This is a genomic window from Roseateles sp. GW835-FHT13E02, from assembly GCF_058794035.1.
Genome location: NZ_JBXAGJ010000002.1, coordinates 335,841 through 355,479, shown reverse-complemented (window position 1 = coordinate 355,479; position 19,639 = coordinate 335,841). Strand labels below are relative to the sequence as shown.

17 protein-coding genes are annotated in these 19,639 nt (G+C 67.5%); 14 read left to right on the top strand and 3 right to left on the bottom strand.

The window, feature by feature from the left end:
- Positions 1 to 299: 299 nt before the first annotated feature.
- The 6 genes from AC1Q6P_RS03425 (at position 300) to AC1Q6P_RS03400 (ending at position 10,186) form a co-directional block, all read left to right on the top strand.
- Positions 300 to 1,016, top strand: coding sequence for a CerR family C-terminal domain-containing protein (locus AC1Q6P_RS03425; RefSeq protein WP_492663037.1), 717 nt, complete (start codon positions 300 to 302; stop codon positions 1,014 to 1,016).
- A gap of 41 nt (positions 1,017 to 1,057) precedes the next feature.
- A complete protein-coding gene (locus AC1Q6P_RS03420; RefSeq protein ID WP_492663036.1) occupies positions 1,058 to 2,503 on the top strand; it encodes an efflux transporter outer membrane subunit in 1,446 nt (481 codons plus the stop codon).
- A gap of 62 nt (positions 2,504 to 2,565) precedes the next feature.
- Complete coding sequence (locus tag AC1Q6P_RS03415; protein ID WP_171825572.1) at positions 2,566 to 3,708, top strand: efflux RND transporter periplasmic adaptor subunit; 1,143 nt, start codon at positions 2,566 to 2,568, stop codon at positions 3,706 to 3,708.
- A gap of 33 nt (positions 3,709 to 3,741) precedes the next feature.
- Positions 3,742 to 6,831 (top strand): efflux RND transporter permease subunit, encoded by a 3,090-nt coding sequence (locus tag AC1Q6P_RS03410; RefSeq protein ID WP_492663035.1) that lies wholly within the window; start codon positions 3,742 to 3,744, stop codon positions 6,829 to 6,831.
- A 31-nt stretch (positions 6,832 to 6,862) separates the two neighbouring features.
- Complete coding sequence (locus AC1Q6P_RS03405; RefSeq protein ID WP_492663034.1) at positions 6,863 to 8,017, top strand: alpha/beta hydrolase family protein; 1,155 nt, start codon at positions 6,863 to 6,865, stop codon at positions 8,015 to 8,017.
- A 201-nt stretch (positions 8,018 to 8,218) separates the two neighbouring features.
- Positions 8,219 to 10,186, top strand: a complete 1,968-nt coding sequence (locus tag AC1Q6P_RS03400; protein WP_492663033.1) for a metallophosphoesterase family protein — start codon at positions 8,219 to 8,221, stop codon at positions 10,184 to 10,186.
- Between the two features lie 26 nt (positions 10,187 to 10,212).
- On the opposite strand, the gene AC1Q6P_RS03395 is transcribed toward AC1Q6P_RS03400, so the two are convergent.
- Genes AC1Q6P_RS03395 through AC1Q6P_RS03385 form a run of 3 tightly spaced genes read right to left on the bottom strand, consistent with a single transcriptional unit; the run spans position 10,213 to position 12,300 of the window.
- Entirely contained in the window at positions 10,213 to 10,500 is a 288-nt protein-coding gene (locus AC1Q6P_RS03395; protein WP_492663032.1) for a hypothetical protein, read from the bottom strand.
- Entirely contained in the window at positions 10,497 to 10,781 is a 285-nt protein-coding gene (locus AC1Q6P_RS03390) for a DUF2164 domain-containing protein (protein WP_492663031.1), read from the bottom strand. The genes AC1Q6P_RS03395 and AC1Q6P_RS03390 overlap by 4 nt, the downstream gene beginning before the upstream one ends.
- A 19-nt stretch (positions 10,782 to 10,800) precedes the next feature.
- The gene (locus AC1Q6P_RS03385) at positions 10,801 to 12,300 is read right to left on the bottom strand and encodes a cryptochrome/photolyase family protein (protein ID WP_492663030.1); all 1,500 of its coding nucleotides are present in this window, start codon (positions 12,298 to 12,300) and stop codon (positions 10,801 to 10,803) included.
- 33 nt (positions 12,301 to 12,333) lie between these two features.
- On the opposite strand from AC1Q6P_RS03385, the gene AC1Q6P_RS03380 reads away from it, so the two are divergent.
- From AC1Q6P_RS03380 to AC1Q6P_RS03345, 8 genes are all read left to right on the top strand, one after another.
- Positions 12,334 to 12,912, top strand: coding sequence for a YqgE/AlgH family protein (locus tag AC1Q6P_RS03380; RefSeq protein WP_492663029.1), 579 nt, complete (start codon positions 12,334 to 12,336; stop codon positions 12,910 to 12,912).
- On the top strand, positions 12,909 to 13,340 hold the full coding sequence (ruvX, locus tag AC1Q6P_RS03375; protein WP_102767746.1) for a Holliday junction resolvase RuvX: 432 nt from the start codon (positions 12,909 to 12,911) through the stop codon (positions 13,338 to 13,340). Before AC1Q6P_RS03380 ends, ruvX begins: the two co-directional genes overlap by 4 nt.
- On the top strand, positions 13,337 to 13,837 hold the full coding sequence (pyrR, locus tag AC1Q6P_RS03370; protein WP_102767745.1) for a bifunctional pyr operon transcriptional regulator/uracil phosphoribosyltransferase PyrR: 501 nt from the start codon (positions 13,337 to 13,339) through the stop codon (positions 13,835 to 13,837). Before ruvX ends, pyrR begins: the two co-directional genes overlap by 4 nt.
- A 5-nt stretch (positions 13,838 to 13,842) precedes the next feature.
- A complete protein-coding gene (locus tag AC1Q6P_RS03365) occupies positions 13,843 to 14,805 on the top strand; it encodes an aspartate carbamoyltransferase catalytic subunit (protein WP_102767744.1) in 963 nt (320 codons plus the stop codon).
- A gap of 145 nt (positions 14,806 to 14,950) precedes the next feature.
- Positions 14,951 to 16,264: a dihydroorotase gene (locus AC1Q6P_RS03360; RefSeq protein WP_492663028.1), complete on the top strand. Its 1,314-nt coding sequence runs from the start codon at positions 14,951 to 14,953 to the stop codon at positions 16,262 to 16,264.
- Between the two features lies 1 nt (position 16,265).
- Entirely contained in the window at positions 16,266 to 17,003 is a 738-nt protein-coding gene (locus AC1Q6P_RS03355; RefSeq protein ID WP_492663027.1) for a lysophospholipid acyltransferase family protein, read from the top strand.
- A gap of 58 nt (positions 17,004 to 17,061) precedes the next feature.
- Positions 17,062 to 18,651 (top strand): thymidine phosphorylase family protein, encoded by a 1,590-nt coding sequence (locus AC1Q6P_RS03350; protein WP_492663026.1) that lies wholly within the window; start codon positions 17,062 to 17,064, stop codon positions 18,649 to 18,651.
- Positions 18,652 to 18,667: 16 nt separating this feature from the next.
- Positions 18,668 to 19,567, top strand: a complete 900-nt coding sequence (locus AC1Q6P_RS03345; RefSeq protein WP_492663025.1) for a ribose-phosphate diphosphokinase — start codon at positions 18,668 to 18,670, stop codon at positions 19,565 to 19,567.
- Positions 19,568 to 19,639 lie beyond the last annotated feature (72 nt).

Below are 19,639 nucleotides of genomic sequence, written 5' to 3'. Positions count from 1 at the left end.
CGCCACTGTTTGACCACAGTGAGCGCAGCGAACGGAGGGAGTTTGGCGCCGCTGAGCCGCGCAGTGAGCAGCGAGGGCAGTCGGCTCGTAGAGCCGACCCGCGAACCATGAGCCCGGCGGCGGGCCGAGACACCGCAGCGAGAAAGATCCAGACAGCCGAAGTCCGCAATGTGCCGTTTGCAGCAGCACAACCTTGATTCGATGACCTGTTTGGGCGTCTGCCGCCTCTCCATTCGTGCACAGGGGCTATTCAGAATTGTTTAATCAATCGATTGATTAAATTGACTATCATGCCTGCCATGTCCAAATCAAACAAAGCGAATCAGAGCGAGGAAGGACCCGGCCGTCGGGAGAGGCTATTGACCGAAGCCAGCCGGATTTTCGCGATCAAAGGCTTCGACAAGGCCAGCACGCGGGAGATCGCCCAGGCGGCCGGGGCGAACATCGGCTTGATCGCCTATTACTTCGGGGACAAGCTGGGTTTGTATCGCGAGGTGATGATGCGGCCCGTGGCCGATGTGATCGCCCGTATCCCGGAGGCCGATGCCAGTGTTCCCTTGCGCGAGTGGCTGGAAAGCTTTTACGGCGCATTTCTGCAACCCTTGCAACTGGACGAGGAGGCCTTGGCCAGCCTGCTCCGTCTGTGCGGGCGCGAAATGATCGAGCCCAGCGCGGTGTATCAGGAGATCTGTGCCGAATACATCGCGCCGCGCCACACCGAGTTGGTGCAGATGCTGGCGCTGCGATGTGGCGCGCAGGAAATCGACACCGAGCTGCACCAACTGGCCTTCGGCTTGGTTGCCCTGGCCCAGGACTACTGGATGTCGGCGGACCATATGGAGGCCATGGTACCGGGCATGGTGCGCAGCCCCGGCGCTTATGAGCGGGTGCTGGGCCGCCTGGTGGGGTACGGCGAAGCGTTGATCGAACACGAACGGGCGCTGCGTCAAGCGGCTGCCAAGGCATCTGCCGCAAACCTGGATCCGCAGACATCTCGAAAAGTACGCAAAACATGACGATCGTGAAGGTGAGGATGAGAGCACAAGAGATCTCCGTCATGCCCGGCTTGCGCCTGGCCCTGTCAATGACCGCGCTGGCGGTCCTGAGTGCCTGCAGCAGCCTGGCTCCGCCGCCCGAGCTGCCCAAGCAGCTGATGCCTGAGGCCAGCCGCTGGCATGCGCCGCAGGGCCCGGCCCTGGCTGCCGAAGCCGGGGCCGTGGTTTGGCAGCGGCTGAACGACAGCGTGCTCTTGCAGCTGCAAGCCCAGGCCGAGAGCGCCAACCCCAGCCTGCAGCAGGTGCTGGCCCGCGTGCAGCAGGCCCGGGCGCTGTCGCAGCAGGCCGGCAGCGCCCAGCTGCCGCAGCTCAACGCCAACGGCTTGGCCCAGCGCAGCCGGCCTGCCCAGCCCAGCGGCAGCCCGACCCAGACCCTGTCCTCCGTGAGCCTGGACAGCAGCTGGGAAATCGATCTCTTCGCTCGCGTGCGCCAGCAGGCCTCGGCCGCGCAGGCGCGGCTCCAAGCCAGCGAGCTCGATGCGCAGGCCGCACGCTTGAGCCTGGCCGCTGAAGTGGCTCAGGCCTACCTGAACCTGCGCAGCTGCGAACGTCTGACGCAGATCGCTCAGGCCGATGCCGCTGCCACTGCGCAGCTGGCGCGTTTTGCCGCCGAGCGCCTGCGCGTCGGTTTTGAATCGTCCGCCAATGAGGCGCTCTTGCAAGCCGCGGCGGCCAATGCGGCCAATCTGGCCCTGGCCCAGCAGGCCGAGTGCGAGCTGGCCGTCAAGGGCCTGGTGGCGTTGACGGCGATGGAGGAGGGGGCCTTGCGTCAGGCTCTGCAGCCCGGTGCCGCGCAGCTGCCGGCCATCGCAGGCCTGGGCCTGGCCGTGGCTTCGGTGCCGGCCGAGGCCCTGGCCCGCCGCCCCGATCTGGCGGCCAGCCAGCAGCAGGTGCTGGCCGCCTGGGCTGAACGTGGTGCCGCTGAAGCTGCGCGTTATCCGCAGCTGCAGCTGAGCGGCAGTATTTCGCTCGCGAACTTGCGCATCGCTGGCAGCAGCGATGAAGGCCGTGGCTGGTCCTTCGGGCCCAGCCTGAGCCTGCCCCTGTTCGACGGCGGCGCGCGCAAGGCACAGGCGCAAGGCGCGCTGGCGCGCTATGACGAGGCCCTGGCCGGACACCGCCAAAGCGTGCTGCAAGCCGTGCGCGAAGTCGAAGAAGGCCTGGTGCGCCTGGACGCCGCGCGTGCTCGCGAAGCATTGGCTGAACGTGCAGCCGCCGGCTATCGCCAGAGCCTGCAGGCGACCGAGCGGCGCTGGCGCGCTGGGCTGGCCAGCGCGGCCGAGCTGGAAGACGCCCGGCGCCTGAGCCTGGGCGCCGATTCCGCTCTGGTGCAGCTGCAACGCGAGGGCCTGAGCGCCTGGGTGGCCCTGTGCCGAGCGACCGGCGCCGGTTGGGATGGCCAGGCCGCTTCGCCGGCCCTGAAGAAGAGCTCCGGGGATGCTGCATGAAGCCTGCGCGCCCGAAGCTCAAGAACGACCACACCTCATTTTTGCCCGCGAGTCCACTGTCCATGAATCGCTCCATCTCGACCTTTTCTGTTGCCCCCGTGCTGGGCTTGCTGCTGAGCCTGAACCTGTTGCAGTCCATGCCGGCCCTGGCTGCAGATGCCTCGGCCAGCGCGTCGCCCTCGACCAAATCGCGCCCGGCCCTGACCGTGCAGCTGACCCAGGCCAGCAGCGCTGAATGGGAGCAAACGCTGAGCGCCCACGGCAGCGTCACCGCCTGGCAGGAGGCCATCATCGGCGCCGAGATTGCCGGCCTGCGCCTGGCCGATGTGAAGGTGCAGGTGGGTGACCGGGTCAAGCGCGGCCAGCTGCTGGCCCAGCTCTCGGATGCCACCGTGCGTGCCGAGCTGGCTCAGAGCCGCGCCGCCGCGGCCGAAGCCCAGGCCCTGCTGCAAAGCGCCCAGGGCGATGCCGAGCGCGCCCGTGCGCTGCAGGCCGGAGGCAGCGGTGCCTTGAGTGCCCAGCAGCTGGCCCAGTACCTGACCGCCGAGCAGACGGCCAAGGCCCGGCTTGACTCCGCCCAGGCTAGGGTGGCCAGCGACGAGCTGCGCCTGGCCCAGACCCGCATCACCGCGCCCGATGAAGGCATCATCTCGGCCCGCCTGGCCACGGTGGGTGGGGTGGTGCAGCCGGGTCAGGAGCTGTTCCATCTGATCCGCCAGGGCCGCCTGGAATGGCGCGCCGAGCTGCCTGCCGCCGATCTGGCCCGGGTGCGCCCCGGCCTGCCGGTGCAGCTGGCGGCCGCTGATGGCAGCAAGGTCCCGGGCAAGGTGCGGGTGGTGGCGCCCACGGTCGATGCGCAAACCCGCATGGGCCTGGTCTATGTGGACCTGAGCGGCCCCGGCGCGGCCCTGCTGCGCGCCGGCAGCTTTGCACGTGGCGAGATCCAGCTCGGTCGGGGCCAGGCGCTGAGCCTGCCGCAGTCCGCCGTGCAGCTGCGGGATGGCAACAGCTATGTCTTCCGCGTCGGCAAGGATCAGAAGGTCCAGCAGATCAAGGTCAGCACCGGTCGCCGCAACGGCGATCGGGTCGAGCTGCTCGGCGGCCTGGAGCCGGGTGCGGCCGTGGTGCAGAGCGGGGTCAGCTTCCTCAGCGATGGCGACAGCGTGCGTGTGGTGGCTGCCTCGGCTCCCGCTGCCAAGCCCTAAGCCCGCCTCCACAGGATCAGGACTCTCACCATCATGTTGAACGTTTCTTCCGCGTCCATACGCAACCCGATTCCGGCCATTCTGCTGTTCATCATGCTGACCCTGGCCGGTCTGCTGGGCTTCCGCTGGATGAAGATCCAGAATTTCCCCGACATCGACCTGCCCACCGTCACCGTGACGGCCAGTCTGCCCGGTGCCTCGCCGGCCCAGCTGGAATCGCAGGTGGCGCGCAAGCTGGAGAACCAGCTGGCCACGTTGCAGGACGTCAAGCACATCTACACCACGATCCAGGACGGCGTGGTCATGGTCAGCACCGAGTTCCGGCTCGAGAAACCGACCCAGCAGGCGGTGGACGATGTGCGCGATGCGGTCTCGCGCGTGCGCTCCGACCTGCCGGCCGATCTGCGCGACCCGGTGATTTCCAAGATGGAGCTCAGCGGCACGCCCATCCTGGTCTACACCGTGGCGGCCGAGCGCATGGACGACGAGGCCCTGTCCTGGTTTGTCGACAACCAGGTGGCCAAGCGCATGCTGGCGGTGCGCGGCGTCGGAGCGGTCTCGCGCGTCGGCGGCGTCAGCCGTGAGGTGCGCATCGAGCTGGACCCGGCCCGCCTGCTGGCCCTGAACGCCACGGCCAGCGAAGTCTCGCGTCAGCTGCGCCAGATCCAGCAAGAGGCCTCGGGTGGTCGCAGCGACATCGGTGGCATCGAGCAGTCGGTGCGCACCCTGGCCACCGTGCAGACGGCCCAGGAGCTGGCGGCCATGGACATCACGCTCAGCGATGGCCGGCGTGTGCGCCTGGACCAGCTGGCCACGGTGCAGGACACGGTGGCCGAGCGCCGCTCGGCGGCCCAGCTTGACGGTCGGCCGGTGGTGGGCTTCGAGATCACCCGCACCCGCGGGGCTGGTGAAGTTGAGGTGGCGGCCGGTGTGGCCAAGGCGGTGGAAGAGCTGCGCGCCGCCCACCCCGAGATCCAGTTTGCCGAGGCTTTCAATTTTGTGGAGCCGGTGCAGGAGAACTACGACGGCTCCATGGTGCTGCTCTACGAGGGCGCGCTGCTGGCCATCGTCGTGGTCTGGTTCTTCCTGCGCGACTGGCGTGCCACCCTGGTGGCGGCCACGGCCTTGCCGCTGTCGGTGATCCCGGCCTTCGCCGTGATGTACTGGCTGGGCTTCACGGTCAACACGGTGACGCTGCTGTCCCTGTCCCTGGTGGTGGGGATCCTGGTGGACGATGCCATCGTTGAGATCGAGAACATCATGCGCCACCTGGCCATGGGCAAAACGCCTTACCAGGCGGCCATGGAAGCAGCCGATGAGATCGGCCTGGCCGTGATCGCCACCACCTTCACCTTGATCGCGGTCTTCCTGCCCACCGCCTTCATGAGCGGCATTGCCGGTAAGTTCTTCGTGCAGTTCGGCTGGACGGCGGCGATCGCGGTGTTTGCCTCCCTGGTGGTGGCGCGCATGCTCACGCCCATGATGGCGGCCTACATCCTCAAGCCGCTGCAGAAGGCCCATGCCGAGCCGCGCTGGCTGGCCACCTACACCCGCTGGGCGGCCTGGTGTCTGCGCCACCGTCTGATCACGCTGGGCGTGACGGCGGTGTTCACCGGAGCCTCGCTGTTCCTGGTGAGCCTCTTGCCCACCGGCTTCCTGCCGCCCGATGACCTGAGCCAGACCCAGGTCACCGTGACCCTGCCGCCCGGCAGCACCCTGGCCCAGACCACGCGCATGGCCGAGCAGGCACGGCAGATCGTGGCCGCCAACAAGCAGGTCAAGCTGATCTACACCGCCATCGGCGGCGGCAGTGCCGGCAGCGACCCCTTCGCCGGCGGTGGTGTGGCCGAGGTGCGCAAGGCCACGCTGACCCTCAATATGACGCCGCGCAAGCAGCGCCCTGGCGTCAGCAAGCAGGACATCGAGGCCCAGCTGCGCCAGGCGTTGGAGGTGCTGCCCGGTGCCCGCATCAAGGTCGGCTTTGGCGGCTCGGCCGAGAAGTATGTGCTGGTGCTGGCCGGCGAAGACGGCCGGGTGCTGGGTGAGCATGCCCAGTTGGTCGAGCGCGAGCTGCGCAGCATCCCGGGCATCGGCGCGGTCAACTCGACCTCCAGCCTGGTGCGACCCGAGCTGATCGTGCGGCCCGACTTCGCTCGCGCGGCTGACCAGGGCGTGAGCGCCGAGGCGATCGCCGACACCTTGCGGGTCGCCACCGCCGGTGACTACGACCAGGCTCTGGCCAAGCTCAACCTGGCCCAGCGCCAGGTGCCCATCGTCGTCAAGCTGCCGGCCGAGGCCCGCACCGACCTGGCCTTGCTCGCGCGCCTGCCGGTGCCCGGCAAGCATGGGTCGGTGCCCCTGGGCAATGTGGCCACGCTGGAGATCGCCAGCGGACCCGCCCAGATCGACCGTTATGACCGCATGCGCAACATCAACTTCGAGATCGAGTTGAACGGCGTGCCCCTGGGCGAGGCCGAGCAGAAGGCCCTGGCCCTGCCCAGCCTCAAGAACCTGCCGCCGGGCGTGATGCAGACTTCGGTCGGCGATGCCGAGGCCATGGGTGAGCTGTTCGCCAGCTTCGGCCTGGCCATGCTGACCGGCGTGCTTTGCATCTATGTGGTGCTGGTGCTGCTGTTCAAGGACTTTGTGCAGCCGGTGACGATTCTGGCGGCGCTGGTGCTGTCGATCCCGGGGGCCTTCCTGGCGCTGTACGTCACGCACACGGCGCTGTCCATGCCGTCCATGATCGGCCTGATCATGCTGATGGGGATTGCCACCAAGAACTCCATCCTGCTGGTGGACTATGTGGTGATCGCCCGGCGCGACCATGGCATGCCGCGTTTCGAGGCCATCCTCGACGCCTGCCACAAGCGCGCCCGCCCCATCATCATGACCACCATCGCCATGGGCGCGGGCATGCTGCCCATCGCCCTGGGCCTGGGCGTGGACCCGAGCTTCCGCGCCCCCATGGCCATCGTCGTGATCGGCGGCTTGATCACCTCCACCTTCCTGAGCCTGCTGGTGATTCCGGTGGTGTTCAGCTATGTGGATGATCTGATCCTGATGTGCGGGCGTTTGCTGCGGCGCAAGCCCCGGGCCAGCGCCGCGGCCGATCCGGCTTGATTTCTTGGCCCTCAACCTCAGCTGAATTGCCATGCGCACGACCGAAGCCCTCGATCCCTTGTCGCCGTCCTGTCAAACTCGCCGCCGCCTGAGCTTGGGCATGGGTGCGGCTCTGGCGCTCGGCGCTCTGGGCGGCTGCAAGCTGGAGACGGAGACGTCGGCTGCGCTGGGGGAGGCCAAGGCGCTTTCGCCGCATGATGCGGCTTCGGGGGCTTCTGCCGGCTCGGCCTCGGCCCCGGCAAGTGCGCCTGCGAGCGCGCCTGCAAGTGCGCCGGCTTTTGCCGATGTCAGCGTGCCCAGCCGCCTCTACCAGGCCCATGACCTCGACTGGCAAGACCTGATGCGCCAACGCGCGGTGCCGGTGCGCTTGTATTTGCCCGCAGGGCGGGCCGAGGCGCCGGGCCTGCCCTTGCTGCTGTTCTCGCACGGCCTGGGCGGTTCTCGGCGGGGCTACAGCTATCTGGGTGCCTACCTGGCCTCGCAAGGGGTGGCCAGCTTGCATGTCCAGCATGTGGGCAGTGACCGCGGCCTGTGGACCGGCAACCCCTTCAGCCTGGTCGGCCGCCTCCAGGATGCCGCCAAGGAAAGCGAGGCCTTGAACCGGGTGGCCGATGTGCGCTTTGCCCTGGATCAGCTGCTGGCCAGCGAGTTCGGCGAGCGGATCGACCCGCAGCGCATTGCCGCCGCCGGGCATTCCTACGGCGCCAACACCACCATGCTGCTGGCTGGCGCGCGGGTGCAGCGCCAGGGTCAGGTCTTGCCCTTGCTGGAGCCCCGCATCAAGGCGGCCATCCTGATCTCGGCGCCGCCGTTTTACGGCGAGAGCGATCTGGCGCCCATTCTGCAGGACGTGCGCATCCCCAGCCTGCACATCACCGCCACCCAGGATGTGATCCAGGTGCCGGGCTATTACTCCGCCGCCGAGGATCGCATCAAGGTCTTCGAGGCCATGGGCGGCCCGAGCAAGGCCTTGGCCGTGTTCGAAGGCGGCTCGCACAGCATCTTCACCGATCGCAGCGGCACGGGTGGCGTCAGCCTCAACCCCAAGGTCAAGGTGGCCACGCGTGAGTTGTCGCTGGCTTTTCTTGACCACGTCTTCGTCGGGCGCAAGGAGGGGCTGTCCCGCTGGAACGCGCGTTATGGAGCTCTGTTGCAACGCTGGCAGCCTGCGGCGGGCATGGCCTGAGGCGAGGCCGCGGCTGGATGCCGCGCCTTGTGCCGTTTGGCTCAGGCGGGCAGGGGATTGACACGCAGCCCGCACGCCTGTGCGAGGCTTGGTTGGCATCGGTGTGCGGGGGGGGCGAAGCGCACTGCGCTTCACGGATGTGTCATGGCGGCTGCGCACCATCGCGGCTTTCTTTCTCCTCGACCCGAGAACGCCACGACCATGATGATGACGAACAAGAAGTCCGCCCTGACCCCACGCGGGTGCCAAGTCTTGCTGGCCAGCCTGCCCCTGCTGCTGAGCGCCTGCGGCGGCTCCGGTGATGCGCCCAGTCCGGCGCCAGAGCCTGCCCCAGCACCGGCGCCGGCACCTGCGCCAGCCGAAGCCAAGGCCTTGAAGGTCGCCCTGTTGCCTGACACCCAGGGCGGTGGTTCGAATGTGTCGGTTCACCCCATGCGTGCGCTGCTGGAGCTGTACAAGCAGCAGAAGGTCGATGTGGTTCTGGTGGTCGGCGATCTGGCTGAGAACGGGTCGGCCGCCGAGTATCGCCAATGGCGAGAGGTGGCTGAGGCCTACAAGCCTTTCATGACCTTTCTGCCCATCATGGGCAACCACGACAACAAGGGCATGGATCAGGATTGGCATGATCTTGTCGCCGATTTCATCCCGGCCGATGCCGAGCACATGTCGGGCGCACGGAACAAGAACTACGCCGTGCTGCGCAACGGCGTGCTGCTGATCAATGTCTCTTACGGCTGGATGCCGTTCGCCTACGATTTTGTCGAGCAGACCATCCTCAAGCACAAGGCCAAGGCACGCCATATCGTGCTGCAAACCCACAACTCGTTTGTCGGCAACAAGTACGGTCTGTTGCGTGAGCGCATTGTCGAAGGCTACAAGTCGGAAGAGGGTGATGTGGTCTTCAAGGCGGTGTACGACAAATACCGCAAGCTGCTGGCCGAGCATGAGGTGGTCTATGTCTCCGGGCACGAGCATCTGTACGCGCGCAGCCTGATCCGTGATCCGGCGCAGCGCAATTTCATGCAGATCGTCTCCGGCAGTGCCTCCTACAAGGGCTACGAGAATCGCTTTGGCGAGCATGAGTTGGTGCAGAACACCTTGATGCTCAAGGCCCGCACCGAGGCCACCGGCACCTTGGATGTGAACGCATCCATCCTGGATTTCAAGGACGATGTGCTGGACTTCAAGGCCTGGTATGCCGAGCACAGCGTGATGAAAAACGAAGACGGCCCCAAGGAACTGGCCCAGCCCAAATGGCAGCTCTTCGATCGCTTCCGGCGCAGTGCGGCACGCTGTGAGAAGGTCGTCTTCCCGGCCAGCTTCCCGGTTGAGATTCAGCGCAACAACGCTTACGACACCAACTATCGCAGCAGCCCCTGCCCATCACCGCAAGGTGTATCGGCCCGCGTGCTCGACGGCGAGAACCTCACTTTCAACCGTCACGACACCCGCAGCCGCACCATGAGCGCCGAGGCCGGCAAGACCGAGGCGGCCAACAACCGCGAGATGTTGTCGCTGATGCAGCGCTATATGTTTGTGGCCCATGAAAGCTGGCGCCCGAACTTGAACAACAGCCAGCGCGCGCGCCTGATCAAGGTCGGGACGCCCGAGGAAGAGGTTGAGGTGCGCGCCACCACCATCGATCTGAAGAAGCAACTGATCCTGTCCTGGGAAGCCAAGGCCGAAGGCACGGTTTCCGAAGTGCTCAATGTCAGTGGCACCGCTGGCCAGGGCGGCACCTATATTGACCCATATGGCCGCAGCAAGGACATCCGCGCCAGCACCGGCCTGCCCGGTTCTTTGGGCGATGGCAGCGAGCAAGGCAAGCGACCGGTGCAACTGCCCTCCTGGGCCAGCGGCGGCTGGAGTCTGGCGGCCGATGGCCAGGGCGATCCCTTTGTGCTCGAGTTCAGCCTGCCCAAGGATGGCAAGCCGGAGCAGCTGATGCTGGCCCGCCAGGATCCTGTCAGCGGTGCTTGGCGCCCGGTTGCCACTTCGGCCTGTCTGAGCCTGCGCGCCTATGTGCCGGCATTCCTGCTCGGCACGCCGCCCGATGTGGCGGCCAGCTGCTCCCTGGCCGAGGGCGTGGCCGGTTATGACGCGGCAAAGAAGGCCTTCTGGCTGCGCAGCCCCCGCGAAGGACGTTTTGCGCTGATCGCGCGCCCTTGATCGAGGGAAAGCCGTCTTGTCTGCCTTCAGCCTGTGCGCCGCGGGTGGCGAGCGGCCTGGCCCTCGTTGCCGCGCTTGTAGTTGCCGGTGATCTTGGCCATGGCCTGCTGGCCTTGCTCGAAGCTGCCGGTGTTCAGAATGTGCAGCAGGGCGATGGCGCGGTTGCCGCGCAGCAGGGCCGCCTGGCGGCCCTCGCGCAGCACTTCCAGGCAGCCGTCCTTGCGCTCGCGGTGGCTGAAACCCAGATCGAATGGGCGGGTCGGGGCCGGGTTGAAGTCCTCGCCGTCCTCAGCCGGTGCGGCGGGCTTGTTCATGGTTTTTTGCCTCGCGTCATGATCTTGCCTTCGAACTTGCGCCAGTACTGGAACTCGTCCTCGTGGACTTCGATGTCCAGCTCGGCCACGCGTTGCTGCATGCGCTCCTGCACATCGGCCACCGCCTGGTTGTAGATCAGCGGGCCGATCTCTTCCAGGAAAAAGCCCAGCAGGCCGCCGGCGGCGATATTGCCGATGGGCTCGTCCATGTGGTGCTCGAAGTAGCGCTCGATCGAGCGAATCGCTTGTTCGCGGGCGGCTTTGGGGATTTCGATGCTCATGGTGTGTCGTTGGCCTTGCTCATTCAATGGCTCGCGATTTGACCACCGCATAGCGCGCCAGCGTGGCCGCGCGGGCCTCGTCGTGGCGCACGATGGGCGTGGGGTAGTCGCGCCCCAGCACCAGGCGGCAGGCCTCCAGCTCCAGCGGCTTGGCCAGCCAGGGCGCGTGGATCAGCTTGGGCGGCAGCTTGGCCAGCTGGGGCAGGTAGCGCTTGATGAACTTGCCCTCGGGGTCGAATTTTTCGCTCTGCGTGACCGGGTTGAAGATGCGGAAGTAGGGCTGGGCGTCGCAACCGCTGGAGGAGGCCCATTGCCAGCCGCCGTTGTTGGCGGCGAGGTCAAAGTCCAGCAGCTTCTCGGCGAAGTACGCCTCGCCGCGCCGCCAATCAATACCGAGGTCCTTGATCAGGAAGCAGGCCGTCACCATGCGCAGGCGGTTGTGCATATAGCCACTCTGGTTCAGCTGCAGCATGGCGGCATCGACCAGGGGATAGCCGGTCAGGCCCTCGCACCAGGCTTTGAACAGATGATCGGCCGCCGGGCCGCTGTCCCAGGTGATGGCGTCGTACTCGGGCCGGAAGGCCCGCACCATGGCATGGGGGTGGTGGTGCATGACCTGGTGGTAGAAATCGCGCCAGATCAGCTCGGACAGCCAGACCTCGGCGCCACGGTCGCCGCCCTGGGCGCGCTGCCAGGCCTCGCGCGCCAGGCGCCGGATCGAGATGGTGCCAAAGCGCAGGTGCAGGCTCAGGTAGCTGGGGCCTTTGACGGCGGGGAAGTTGCGCGAGGCCTCGTACTGGTCCATGCGGTCGAGAAACTCCTCGAACAAGGCCTCGGCGCCGGAGGCACCCGCGCCCAGATGCGGGCTGAGATCGGTGGGCTCGAAACCGATCTCGGCCAGGCTGGGCACGCCACGGGCCAGGGCTGTGGGGGCCAGGGCCGCCGCGTGCCGGGCTACGGGATAGCTGCGCAGATAAAAGTCCTTGATCTGGCGCAGCCAGGCGTTTTTGTAGGGGGTGAACACGCCGTAGGGTTTGCCGGCGCCGGTCAGCACCTCGCTGCGCTCGAACACCACATGGTCCTTGAACGTGCGCAGCTGGCAGGCAAAGCTGGCCAGGGCTTCGGCCACCTGGGCGTCGCGGGCCAGGGCGGCGGGCTCGTCGTCGTGGTTGCAGAACACGGCCTGCACCTCCAGCTCGGCCGCCAGGCGCGGGATCTCCTCGGCTGCCCGGCCATGGCGCACGATCAGGCCGCCTCCGGGGCAGAGCGCGCGCAGGCTGGTGTCCAGCTCGACCAGGCTGCGCAGGATGAAATCGACCCGGCGGTCGCTGCGGGGCAGGGCGTCGAGGATGTCGCGGTCCAGCACGAAGACGCAGAAGACCTGGTCCGCCGCTCGCAAGGCCCGGTACAGGGCGGCCTGGTCGTCCACACGCAGGTCGCGGCGGAACCAGACCAGGGCGCGCGGCACGCTGCCGGCGGGGGCGGGAGTTTGATCGGGGGCATTTATTGGGCGCGTCATCCCGATAGTGTCGCCCGCGAATAAAATGCCTGCATGCCTCAAGATCGGATCGTCCTCGCCAACCAGTTCCTGATCGCCATGCCGGGCATGGCCGACGAGGCCTTCGCCGGCAGCGTCGTCTACCTCTGTGAACACAATGAAAAAGGCGCGCTGGGCCTGGTCATCAACAAGCCCATCTCCCTGACCCTGGGCAGCTTGTTCGAAAAGGTCGAGCTGAGCCCGCCCAGCGAAGAGCTGGCTGCCACGACCGTCTACTACGGCGGCCCGGTGCAGACCGAGCGCGGTTTCGTGCTGCATGAGCCGCTGGACGCCGAAGGCAAGCATTACAACGCCACCCTGGCCGTGCCCGGTGGCCTGGAAATGACCACCAGCCGCGATGTGCTGGAGGCCTTGTCCAACGGCGCCGGCCCGCGCCGCGTGCTGGTCACCCTGGGCTACAGCGGCTGGGCCGCCGGCCAGCTGGAAGAAGAAATTGGCCGCAACGGCTGGCTGACCGTGGACGCCGAGCCCAACATCATCTTCGACACCCCGGTGGAGCAGCGCTACGAACGCGCGCTGGGCCTGCTGGGCGTGGACCCGCGCATGCTGAGCCAAGAGGCCGGTCACGCATGACCGCGCCGGCCCCAGCGACCCCCATTCCCGCACCGGCCGCCGCCGCCGTGCAGACGGCCCTGGCTTTTGACTACGGCAGCCGCCGTGTCGGCGTGGCCTATGGCAGCCGCTTCACCGGCCAGGCCGAGCCGCAGCGCCACATCGCTGTCGAGGGCGAGGCGCGCATGCAGGCGATCGAGAAGCTGGTGCGCGAGTGGCAGCCCCAGGCCCTGGTCATCGGCGTGCCTTTCCACCCCGACGGCGCCGAACACGAGATCACCGCCCGCGCGCGCAAATTTGGCCGCCAGCTCAAGAGCCGCCTGCGCCTGCCCGTCTTCGAGGTGGACGAGCGCTACACCAGCGTCGAAGCCGAGAGCCAGGGCGCGCGCGATGTCGATTCGGCCGCGGCCGCCCTGATTCTTGAACAGTTTTTCAGAGAGAACACATGAGCACTTTGCTACTGGATGCCGAGGCGATCTATGCCGATCTGCTGCGCGGCGTGCAAAAACTCTGGCAGCCCGAGGCGGCGCTGGTGGGCATATGGTCGGGCGGCGCCTGGCTGGCCGAGCGGCTGCAGCGCGATCTGGGTCTGGCCGGCCAGGCCGGCGTGATCTCCAGCTCCCTGCACCGCGATGACTTCGGCTCCAAGGGCATGTCGGCCAAGGCCGACCACACCAAGCTGCCTTTCGAGGTGGAAGGCCGCCACATCGTCCTGATCGACGATGTGCTCTACACCGGCCGCACCACGCGCGCCGTGATCAACGAGCTCTTCGATTTCGGCCGCCCGGCCAGCGTCACCCTGGCGGTGCTGGTGGACCGTGGCGGGCGCCAGCTGCCGATCGAGCCGGCCTTCTCGGCCGCGCGCGTGCACCTGCCGGCCGAACAGCGTCTGCGCCTGGCCAAGAGCGAGGACGGCCGTTTCAGTTTTGATGTCAAGGAAGGCTGAACGCCATGCTCTCCAAACGCAACCCCCAGCTGAACAAGCACGGTGAGCTGGTTCACCTCTTGTCCATCGAAGGCCTTCCCCAGGCCATCATTCACCAGATTCTGGACACCGCCGGCACCTTCCTCTCGGTCAACGACCGCGAGGTCAAGAAGGTGCCGCTGCTGCGCGGCAAGTCGGTGTTCAACCTGTTCTTCGAGAACAGCACCCGCACCCGCACCACCTTCGAGATCGCGGCCAAGCGCCTGTCGGCCGATGTGCTGAACCTCGACATCGCCCGCTCCAGCACCGCCAAGGGCGAGACCCTGCTGGACACGGTGGCCAATCTCTCGGCCATGCATGCCGATATGTTCGTGGTGCGCCACAGCGAATCGGGCGCGCCCTACCTGATCGCCCAGCATTGCGCGCCCCATGTGCATGTGGTCAACGCGGGTGACGGGCGGCACGCCCACCCGACCCAGGGCCTGCTCGATATGTACACGATCAGGCACTTCAAGAAGGACTTCCGCAATCTGACCGTGGCCATCGTCGGCGACATCGTGCACTCGCGCGTGGCTCGCTCCGACATCCATGCGCTGAACATCCTGGGCGTGCCCGAGATCCGCGCGGTCGGCCCCAAGACCCTGGTGCCGGGCGACCTCAAGGACATGGGCGTGCGCGTCTGCCACGACATGGCCGAGGGTGTGCGCGACGCCGACGTCATCATCATGCTGCGCCTGCAGAACGAGCGCATGAGCGGCGCCATGCTGCCCAGCGCCGGTGAGTTCTTCAAGAACTTCGGCCTGACGCCCGAGAAGCTGGCCCTGGCCAAGCCCGACGCCATCGTCATGCACCCGGGCCCGATCAACCGGGGCGTGGAAATCGCCTCCACCGTGGCCGATGGCGCGCAAAGCGTGATCCTGCCGCAGGTGACCTTCGGCATCGCCGTGCGCATGGCCGTGATGTCCATCTTGGCAGGAAACGAAGCATGAAGATGAGCCCACCCCCGATGCGCTTCGCGCCTCCCCCTCAAGGGGGCGAGCCCAGTGGCCCGGCAAAGCCGGTTCCACGGGCTCTGCTGGGTGAAGTCGGCGAGGTCCATGGCCTGGCATGTGTTGCTGCACAGGAGTTCTGCAAGTGAAGATTCTTATCAAAGGCGGGCGTTTGATCGACCCGGCCAGCGGCCTGGACCGCATCGGCGACCTGGCCATCGCCAACGGCCGCATCGTCGGCTTCGGCGATGTCGGTGAGTTTTCGGCCGAGCGCGTCATCGAGGCCGGCGGCCTGGTGGTGGCACCGGGTCTGGTGGATCTGGCGGCGCGCCTGCGCGAGCCCGGCCATGAACACGAAGGCATGCTCGAGAGCGAGCTGGCTGCGGCAGCGGCCGGTGGCGTGACCAGCCTGGTCTGCCCGCCCGACACCGACCCGGTGCTGGACGAGCCCGGCCTGGTAGAGATGCTCAAGTTCCGCGCCCGCAAGCTGAGCCGCTGCCGGCTCTTCCCCCTGGGTGCGCTGACGACCCATTTGAGCGGTGAGTCGCTGACCGAGATGGCCGAGCTGACCGAGGCCGGCTGCATCGGCTTCTCGCAGGCCGACCAGCCCATCCGTGACACCCTGGTGCTGGCCCGCGCCCTGCTGTACGCGGCCACCTACGACTACACCGTCTGGCTGCGCCCGCTCGATGCCTATCTGTCCGGCGGCGTGGCCGCCAGCGGAGCGGTGGCCACCCGCCTGGGCCTGTCCGGTGTGCCGGTGACGGCCGAGACCGTGGCCTTGCACACCATCTTCGAGCTGATGCGCTCGACCGGTGCGCGCGTCCACCTCTGCCGCATCTCCAGCGCGGCCGGCGTGGCCTTGGTGCGTGCGGCCAAGCAGGAGGGCCTCAAGGTGACGGCCGATGTGTCCATCAACTCCCTGCACCTCAGCGATGTGGACATCGGCTACTTCAACCCGGCCATGCGCCTGAACCCGCCGCTGCGCCAGGGCCGCGACCGCGACGCCCTGCGCGCCGGCCTGGCCGATGGCACGCTGGATGCGCTGGTGTCCGACCACATGCCGGTCGCACCCGACGAGAAAAACGTGCCCTTTGCCGAAGCCACGCCGGGCGCCACCGGCCTGGAGCTGCTCCTGAGCCTGGCCCTGCGCTGGGGCCAGGACAGCGGCCTGTCCCTGGTGCAAAGCCTGGGCGTGGTCACGGCCGCGCCGGTGCGCGTGCTGGGCAGCACCCTGGGCTCGCTGGGCGCCAGCGCGGGCCGTCTGGTCGAGGGCGGTGTGGCCGATGTCTGCGTCTTTGACCCGGCCGCCAGCTGGGCGGTCACGCCCGAGCGCCTGAGCAGCCAGGGCAAGCACACGCCCTTTGCCTACGAGATCAGCGGCTTCGAGCTGCCGGCCCAGGTGCGCTACACGGTGGTGGCCGGCCATATGGCTTTCGAAGCCGCGGCTGCGCGCTGAAATGCGCAACCTGCTCGCCGCCTGGCGCTTGCTGCGCTTTGTCCTGCATGTGCTGCACGGGCTCTTGATGATCAAGCTGCTGTTCCCGAGCCTGAGCTTGGGGCAGCGCCACCACCGCATCCGCTGGTGGTCCGGCAAGATGCTGGCGCTGATGGGTGTGCGCCTGCAGCTCCAGGGTCAGGCCCGGCCGGGCCCCAAGCTGATCGTCGCCAACCATGTGTCCTGGCTGGACATTGCGGCCGTGCATGCGGTGCTTCCCGAAGCGCGCTTCGTCTCCAAGGCCGATGTCAAGCATTGGCCGGTGGTGGGCGCGCTGACCGAGGGGGTGGGCACCTTGTTCATCGAGCGCGCCAGCAAGCGCGACGCGCTGCGCGTGGTGCACCAGATGGCCGATGCGCTCAAGGCGGGCGACACCGTGGCCGTCTTTCCCGAGGGCACGACCGGGGCTGGCCCCGAGCTGCTGCCTTTCCACGGCAATCTGCTGCAGGCGGCCATCGCCACCGAGACAGTGATCCAGCCTCTGGCCCTGCGCTGGCATGAGCCGGGCGAGCGCTTCAGCAGCTCAGCCCGCTTCATTGGCGACACCACCATGATGGCCAGCCTCTGGACCGTGCTCAAGGCGCGCGGCGTGGGCATCGACATCCAGATCCTGCCAGCTCTCGAGAGCGCGCATGCCGACCGCCGCGCCCTGGCTGAGCATGTGCGCGAGCAGATCGCCGCGGCCTTGGCTGCGAATTGACACAAAAGCCTGGTAGATGGGGCCGGGTGAGGGCAGGCGAGTCCGTTAAAGTGGCTGGATGAGCGCCAACCCGCTGCCCAAGAGTTCGCTGTCCATTCGCCGCGTCGGCATCGACACCTGGCGCGAGAACGTGGCCTATCTGCACCGCGACTGCCCGGTGGTGCGGGCGGCGGGCTTCCAGGCCCTGTCCAAGGTCGAGATCCACACCCGCAACGGCCAGGGGCCACGCAGCATCCTGGCGGTGCTCAATGTGGTGGACGATGAGCGCATCGTCAGCGCCTGCGAGCTGGGCCTGAGCGAAGAGGCTTTTGCCCGCCTGGGCGTGGTCGAGGGCCATGCAGCCACGATTGCCCATGCCGAGCCGCCGGGATCGATTGCCGCCTTGCACCGCAAGATCAATGGCGAGCGCCTGGGCCGCGAGGAACTGGCCGCCATCATCCGTGACGTGGCGCAAGCGCGTTACTCCAAGATCGAGCTGGCCGCCTTTGTGGTGGCCACCAACCAGTACGAGCTGGACCGCGAAGAGGTGCTTCACCTGACCGAGGCCATGATTGCCGTCGGCCGACGTCTGGACTGGAAGGGCCAGGTCGGCGCCGGCCCCGTGGTGGACAAGCACTGCATAGGCGGCATTCCGGGCAACCGCACCTCCATGCTGGTGGTGCCCATCGTCGCCGCCCACGGCATGCTCTGCCCCAAGACCAGCTCGCGCGCCATCACCTCGCCCTCGGGCACGGCCGACACCATGGAGGTGCTGGCGAATGTGGAGCTGGGTTTCGAGCGCATGGTCGAGATCGTGCGCGCCACCCGCGCCTGCCTGGCCTGGGGCGGCACGGCCGATCTCTCGCCGGCCGATGACATCCTGATCTCGGTCGAGCGGCCGCTGTCCATCGACTCGCCCGGCCAGATGGTGGCCTCCATCCTGTCCAAGAAGATCGCAGCCGGCTCCACTCATCTGGTGCTGGACATCCCGGTCGGGCCCAGCGCCAAGGTGCGATCGATGGTCGAGGCGCAGCGGCTCAAGAAGTTGTTCGAGTACGTGGCCGGCCATCTGCGCCTGCAGCTCGACGTGGTGCTCAGCGATGGCCGCCAGCCCATCGGCCGCGGCATCGGCCCGGTGCTGGAGGCCCAGGACGTGATGCAGGTGCTGCAGTGCGACCCTGCCGCGCCGCAGGACCTGCGTCAGAAGGCCTTGCGACTGGCCGGCCGCATGATCGAGTTCGACCCCGATGTGCGCGGCGGCGAGGGCTACGCCATCGCCCGCGACATCCTGGAAAGCGGCCGCGCCCTGGCGCAGATGAATGCCATCATCGATGCCCAAGGCCGCCGCCAGGACATGCCGGCCGTGGGGGCGTTGAGCTTCGAGGTGCGGGCGCCGGCGGAGGGCCATGTCATCGCCATCGACAATCTGCGCATCGCCCGCGTGGCGCGCCTGGCCGGGGCGCCGCAGGTGGCGGGCGCCGGCCTGCTGCTGCTCAAGCGACTTGGCGATCCGGTGCGTGCGGGTGAGCCGCTCTACCGCATCCACGCCCAGTTCGAGGCCGATCTGCAGTTCGCCCGCGACCTGGCCGAAAAAGACTCGGGCTGCCAGATCGGCCGGCTCGACCAGTTGCCGCATGAATTTGCCAGCGGCTCCCTGTTCTCTCTCTGAAAGTGATTCGCCATCCATGAGCGATCTTCTGCATGCCCGGGCCCTGCTGCTGGCCTTCGAGGACGAACGAGCCTTGGCCGAGGAACTGGCCGCCGCGCTGGCCCTGCCTCTGGCCTTCATCCGCCGCCATCGCTTCCCGGATGGTGAGCTGCGCCTGGTTCTGCCCAAGCCGCTGCCGCCCACGGTCTTCCTGTTGCGCGGCTTGCAGCAGCCCAATGAAAAGCTGGTAGAGCTCTTGATCGCCGCGCCGACCGCGCGCGAGCTGGGCGCCGACCGCCTGGTGCTGGTCTCGCCCTACCTGGCCTATATGCGCCAGGACATGGAGTTCACGCCCGGCGAGGCGGTCAGCCAGCGCCATATCTCGCGTCTGCTGGCCCAGCAGTTCAACCACGTGATCACCCTGGACCCACATCTGCACCGCATCGCCAGCCTCGATGAGGTGATGCCGGCTGGGGCCGGCTTTGCGCTCTCGGTGGCGCCGGTGCTGGGTGCCTGGATTGCCGCGCATGTGCCGGGCGCGCTGCTGATCGGGCCCGATGAAGAATCGGCGCAATGGGTCAGCGAGGCCGCGGCCGCCGGTGGCCTGGACCATGCCATCGGCCGCAAGGTGCGCCATGGCGACCACCAGGTCGAGCTGGCCTTGCCGGAGCTCGAGGTGAGCGGCCGGGCCATCGTGCTGCTGGACGATATGGCCTCGACCGGCCGCACCCTGATCGGCGCGTCCCAGGGCTTGCTGGCCCGGGGTGCGGCCTCGGTCGATGTGGCCGTGACCCATGCCTTGTTCAACGGCGATGCCTTGCCGGCCCTGCAGGCCGCGGGCGTGCGCCATGTCTGGAGCAGCAACAGCGTGCCGCATGGCAGCAATGCCGTCAGCATCGTGCCGCTGCTGGCGGGGGTCTTGCGGCGCTGGTTGTGAAGGACTGAAGCGGCCGGGCCGCCGTCTCGGGCCCGGCCTTCCACAGCGTGCTGAGTGAGGAGTGGCTGAGCG

Coding starts and splice junctions, on each gene's coding strand:
- AC1Q6P_RS03425 (WP_492663037.1), top strand. CDS start 300: ATGTCCAAATCAAACAAAGCGAATCAGAGCGAGGAAGGACCCGGCCGT.
- AC1Q6P_RS03420 (WP_492663036.1), top strand. CDS start 1,058: ATGCCCGGCTTGCGCCTGGCCCTGTCAATGACCGCGCTGGCGGTCCTG.
- AC1Q6P_RS03415 (WP_171825572.1), top strand. CDS start 2,566: ATGAATCGCTCCATCTCGACCTTTTCTGTTGCCCCCGTGCTGGGCTTG.
- AC1Q6P_RS03410 (WP_492663035.1), top strand. CDS start 3,742: ATGTTGAACGTTTCTTCCGCGTCCATACGCAACCCGATTCCGGCCATT.
- AC1Q6P_RS03405 (WP_492663034.1), top strand. CDS start 6,863: ATGCGCACGACCGAAGCCCTCGATCCCTTGTCGCCGTCCTGTCAAACT.
- AC1Q6P_RS03400 (WP_492663033.1), top strand. CDS start 8,219: ATGATGATGACGAACAAGAAGTCCGCCCTGACCCCACGCGGGTGCCAA.
- AC1Q6P_RS03395 (WP_492663032.1), bottom strand. CDS start 10,500: ATGAACAAGCCCGCCGCACCGGCTGAGGACGGCGAGGACTTCAACCCG.
- AC1Q6P_RS03390 (WP_492663031.1), bottom strand. CDS start 10,781: ATGAGCATCGAAATCCCCAAAGCCGCCCGCGAACAAGCGATTCGCTCG.
- AC1Q6P_RS03385 (WP_492663030.1), bottom strand. CDS start 12,300: ATGACGCGCCCAATAAATGCCCCCGATCAAACTCCCGCCCCCGCCGGC.
- AC1Q6P_RS03380 (WP_492663029.1), top strand. CDS start 12,334: ATGCCTCAAGATCGGATCGTCCTCGCCAACCAGTTCCTGATCGCCATG.
- ruvX (WP_102767746.1), top strand. CDS start 12,909: ATGACCGCGCCGGCCCCAGCGACCCCCATTCCCGCACCGGCCGCCGCC.
- pyrR (WP_102767745.1), top strand. CDS start 13,337: ATGAGCACTTTGCTACTGGATGCCGAGGCGATCTATGCCGATCTGCTG.
- AC1Q6P_RS03365 (WP_102767744.1), top strand. CDS start 13,843: ATGCTCTCCAAACGCAACCCCCAGCTGAACAAGCACGGTGAGCTGGTT.
- AC1Q6P_RS03355 (WP_492663027.1), top strand. CDS start 16,266: ATGCGCAACCTGCTCGCCGCCTGGCGCTTGCTGCGCTTTGTCCTGCAT.
- AC1Q6P_RS03350 (WP_492663026.1), top strand. CDS start 17,062: ATGAGCGCCAACCCGCTGCCCAAGAGTTCGCTGTCCATTCGCCGCGTC.
- AC1Q6P_RS03345 (WP_492663025.1), top strand. CDS start 18,668: ATGAGCGATCTTCTGCATGCCCGGGCCCTGCTGCTGGCCTTCGAGGAC.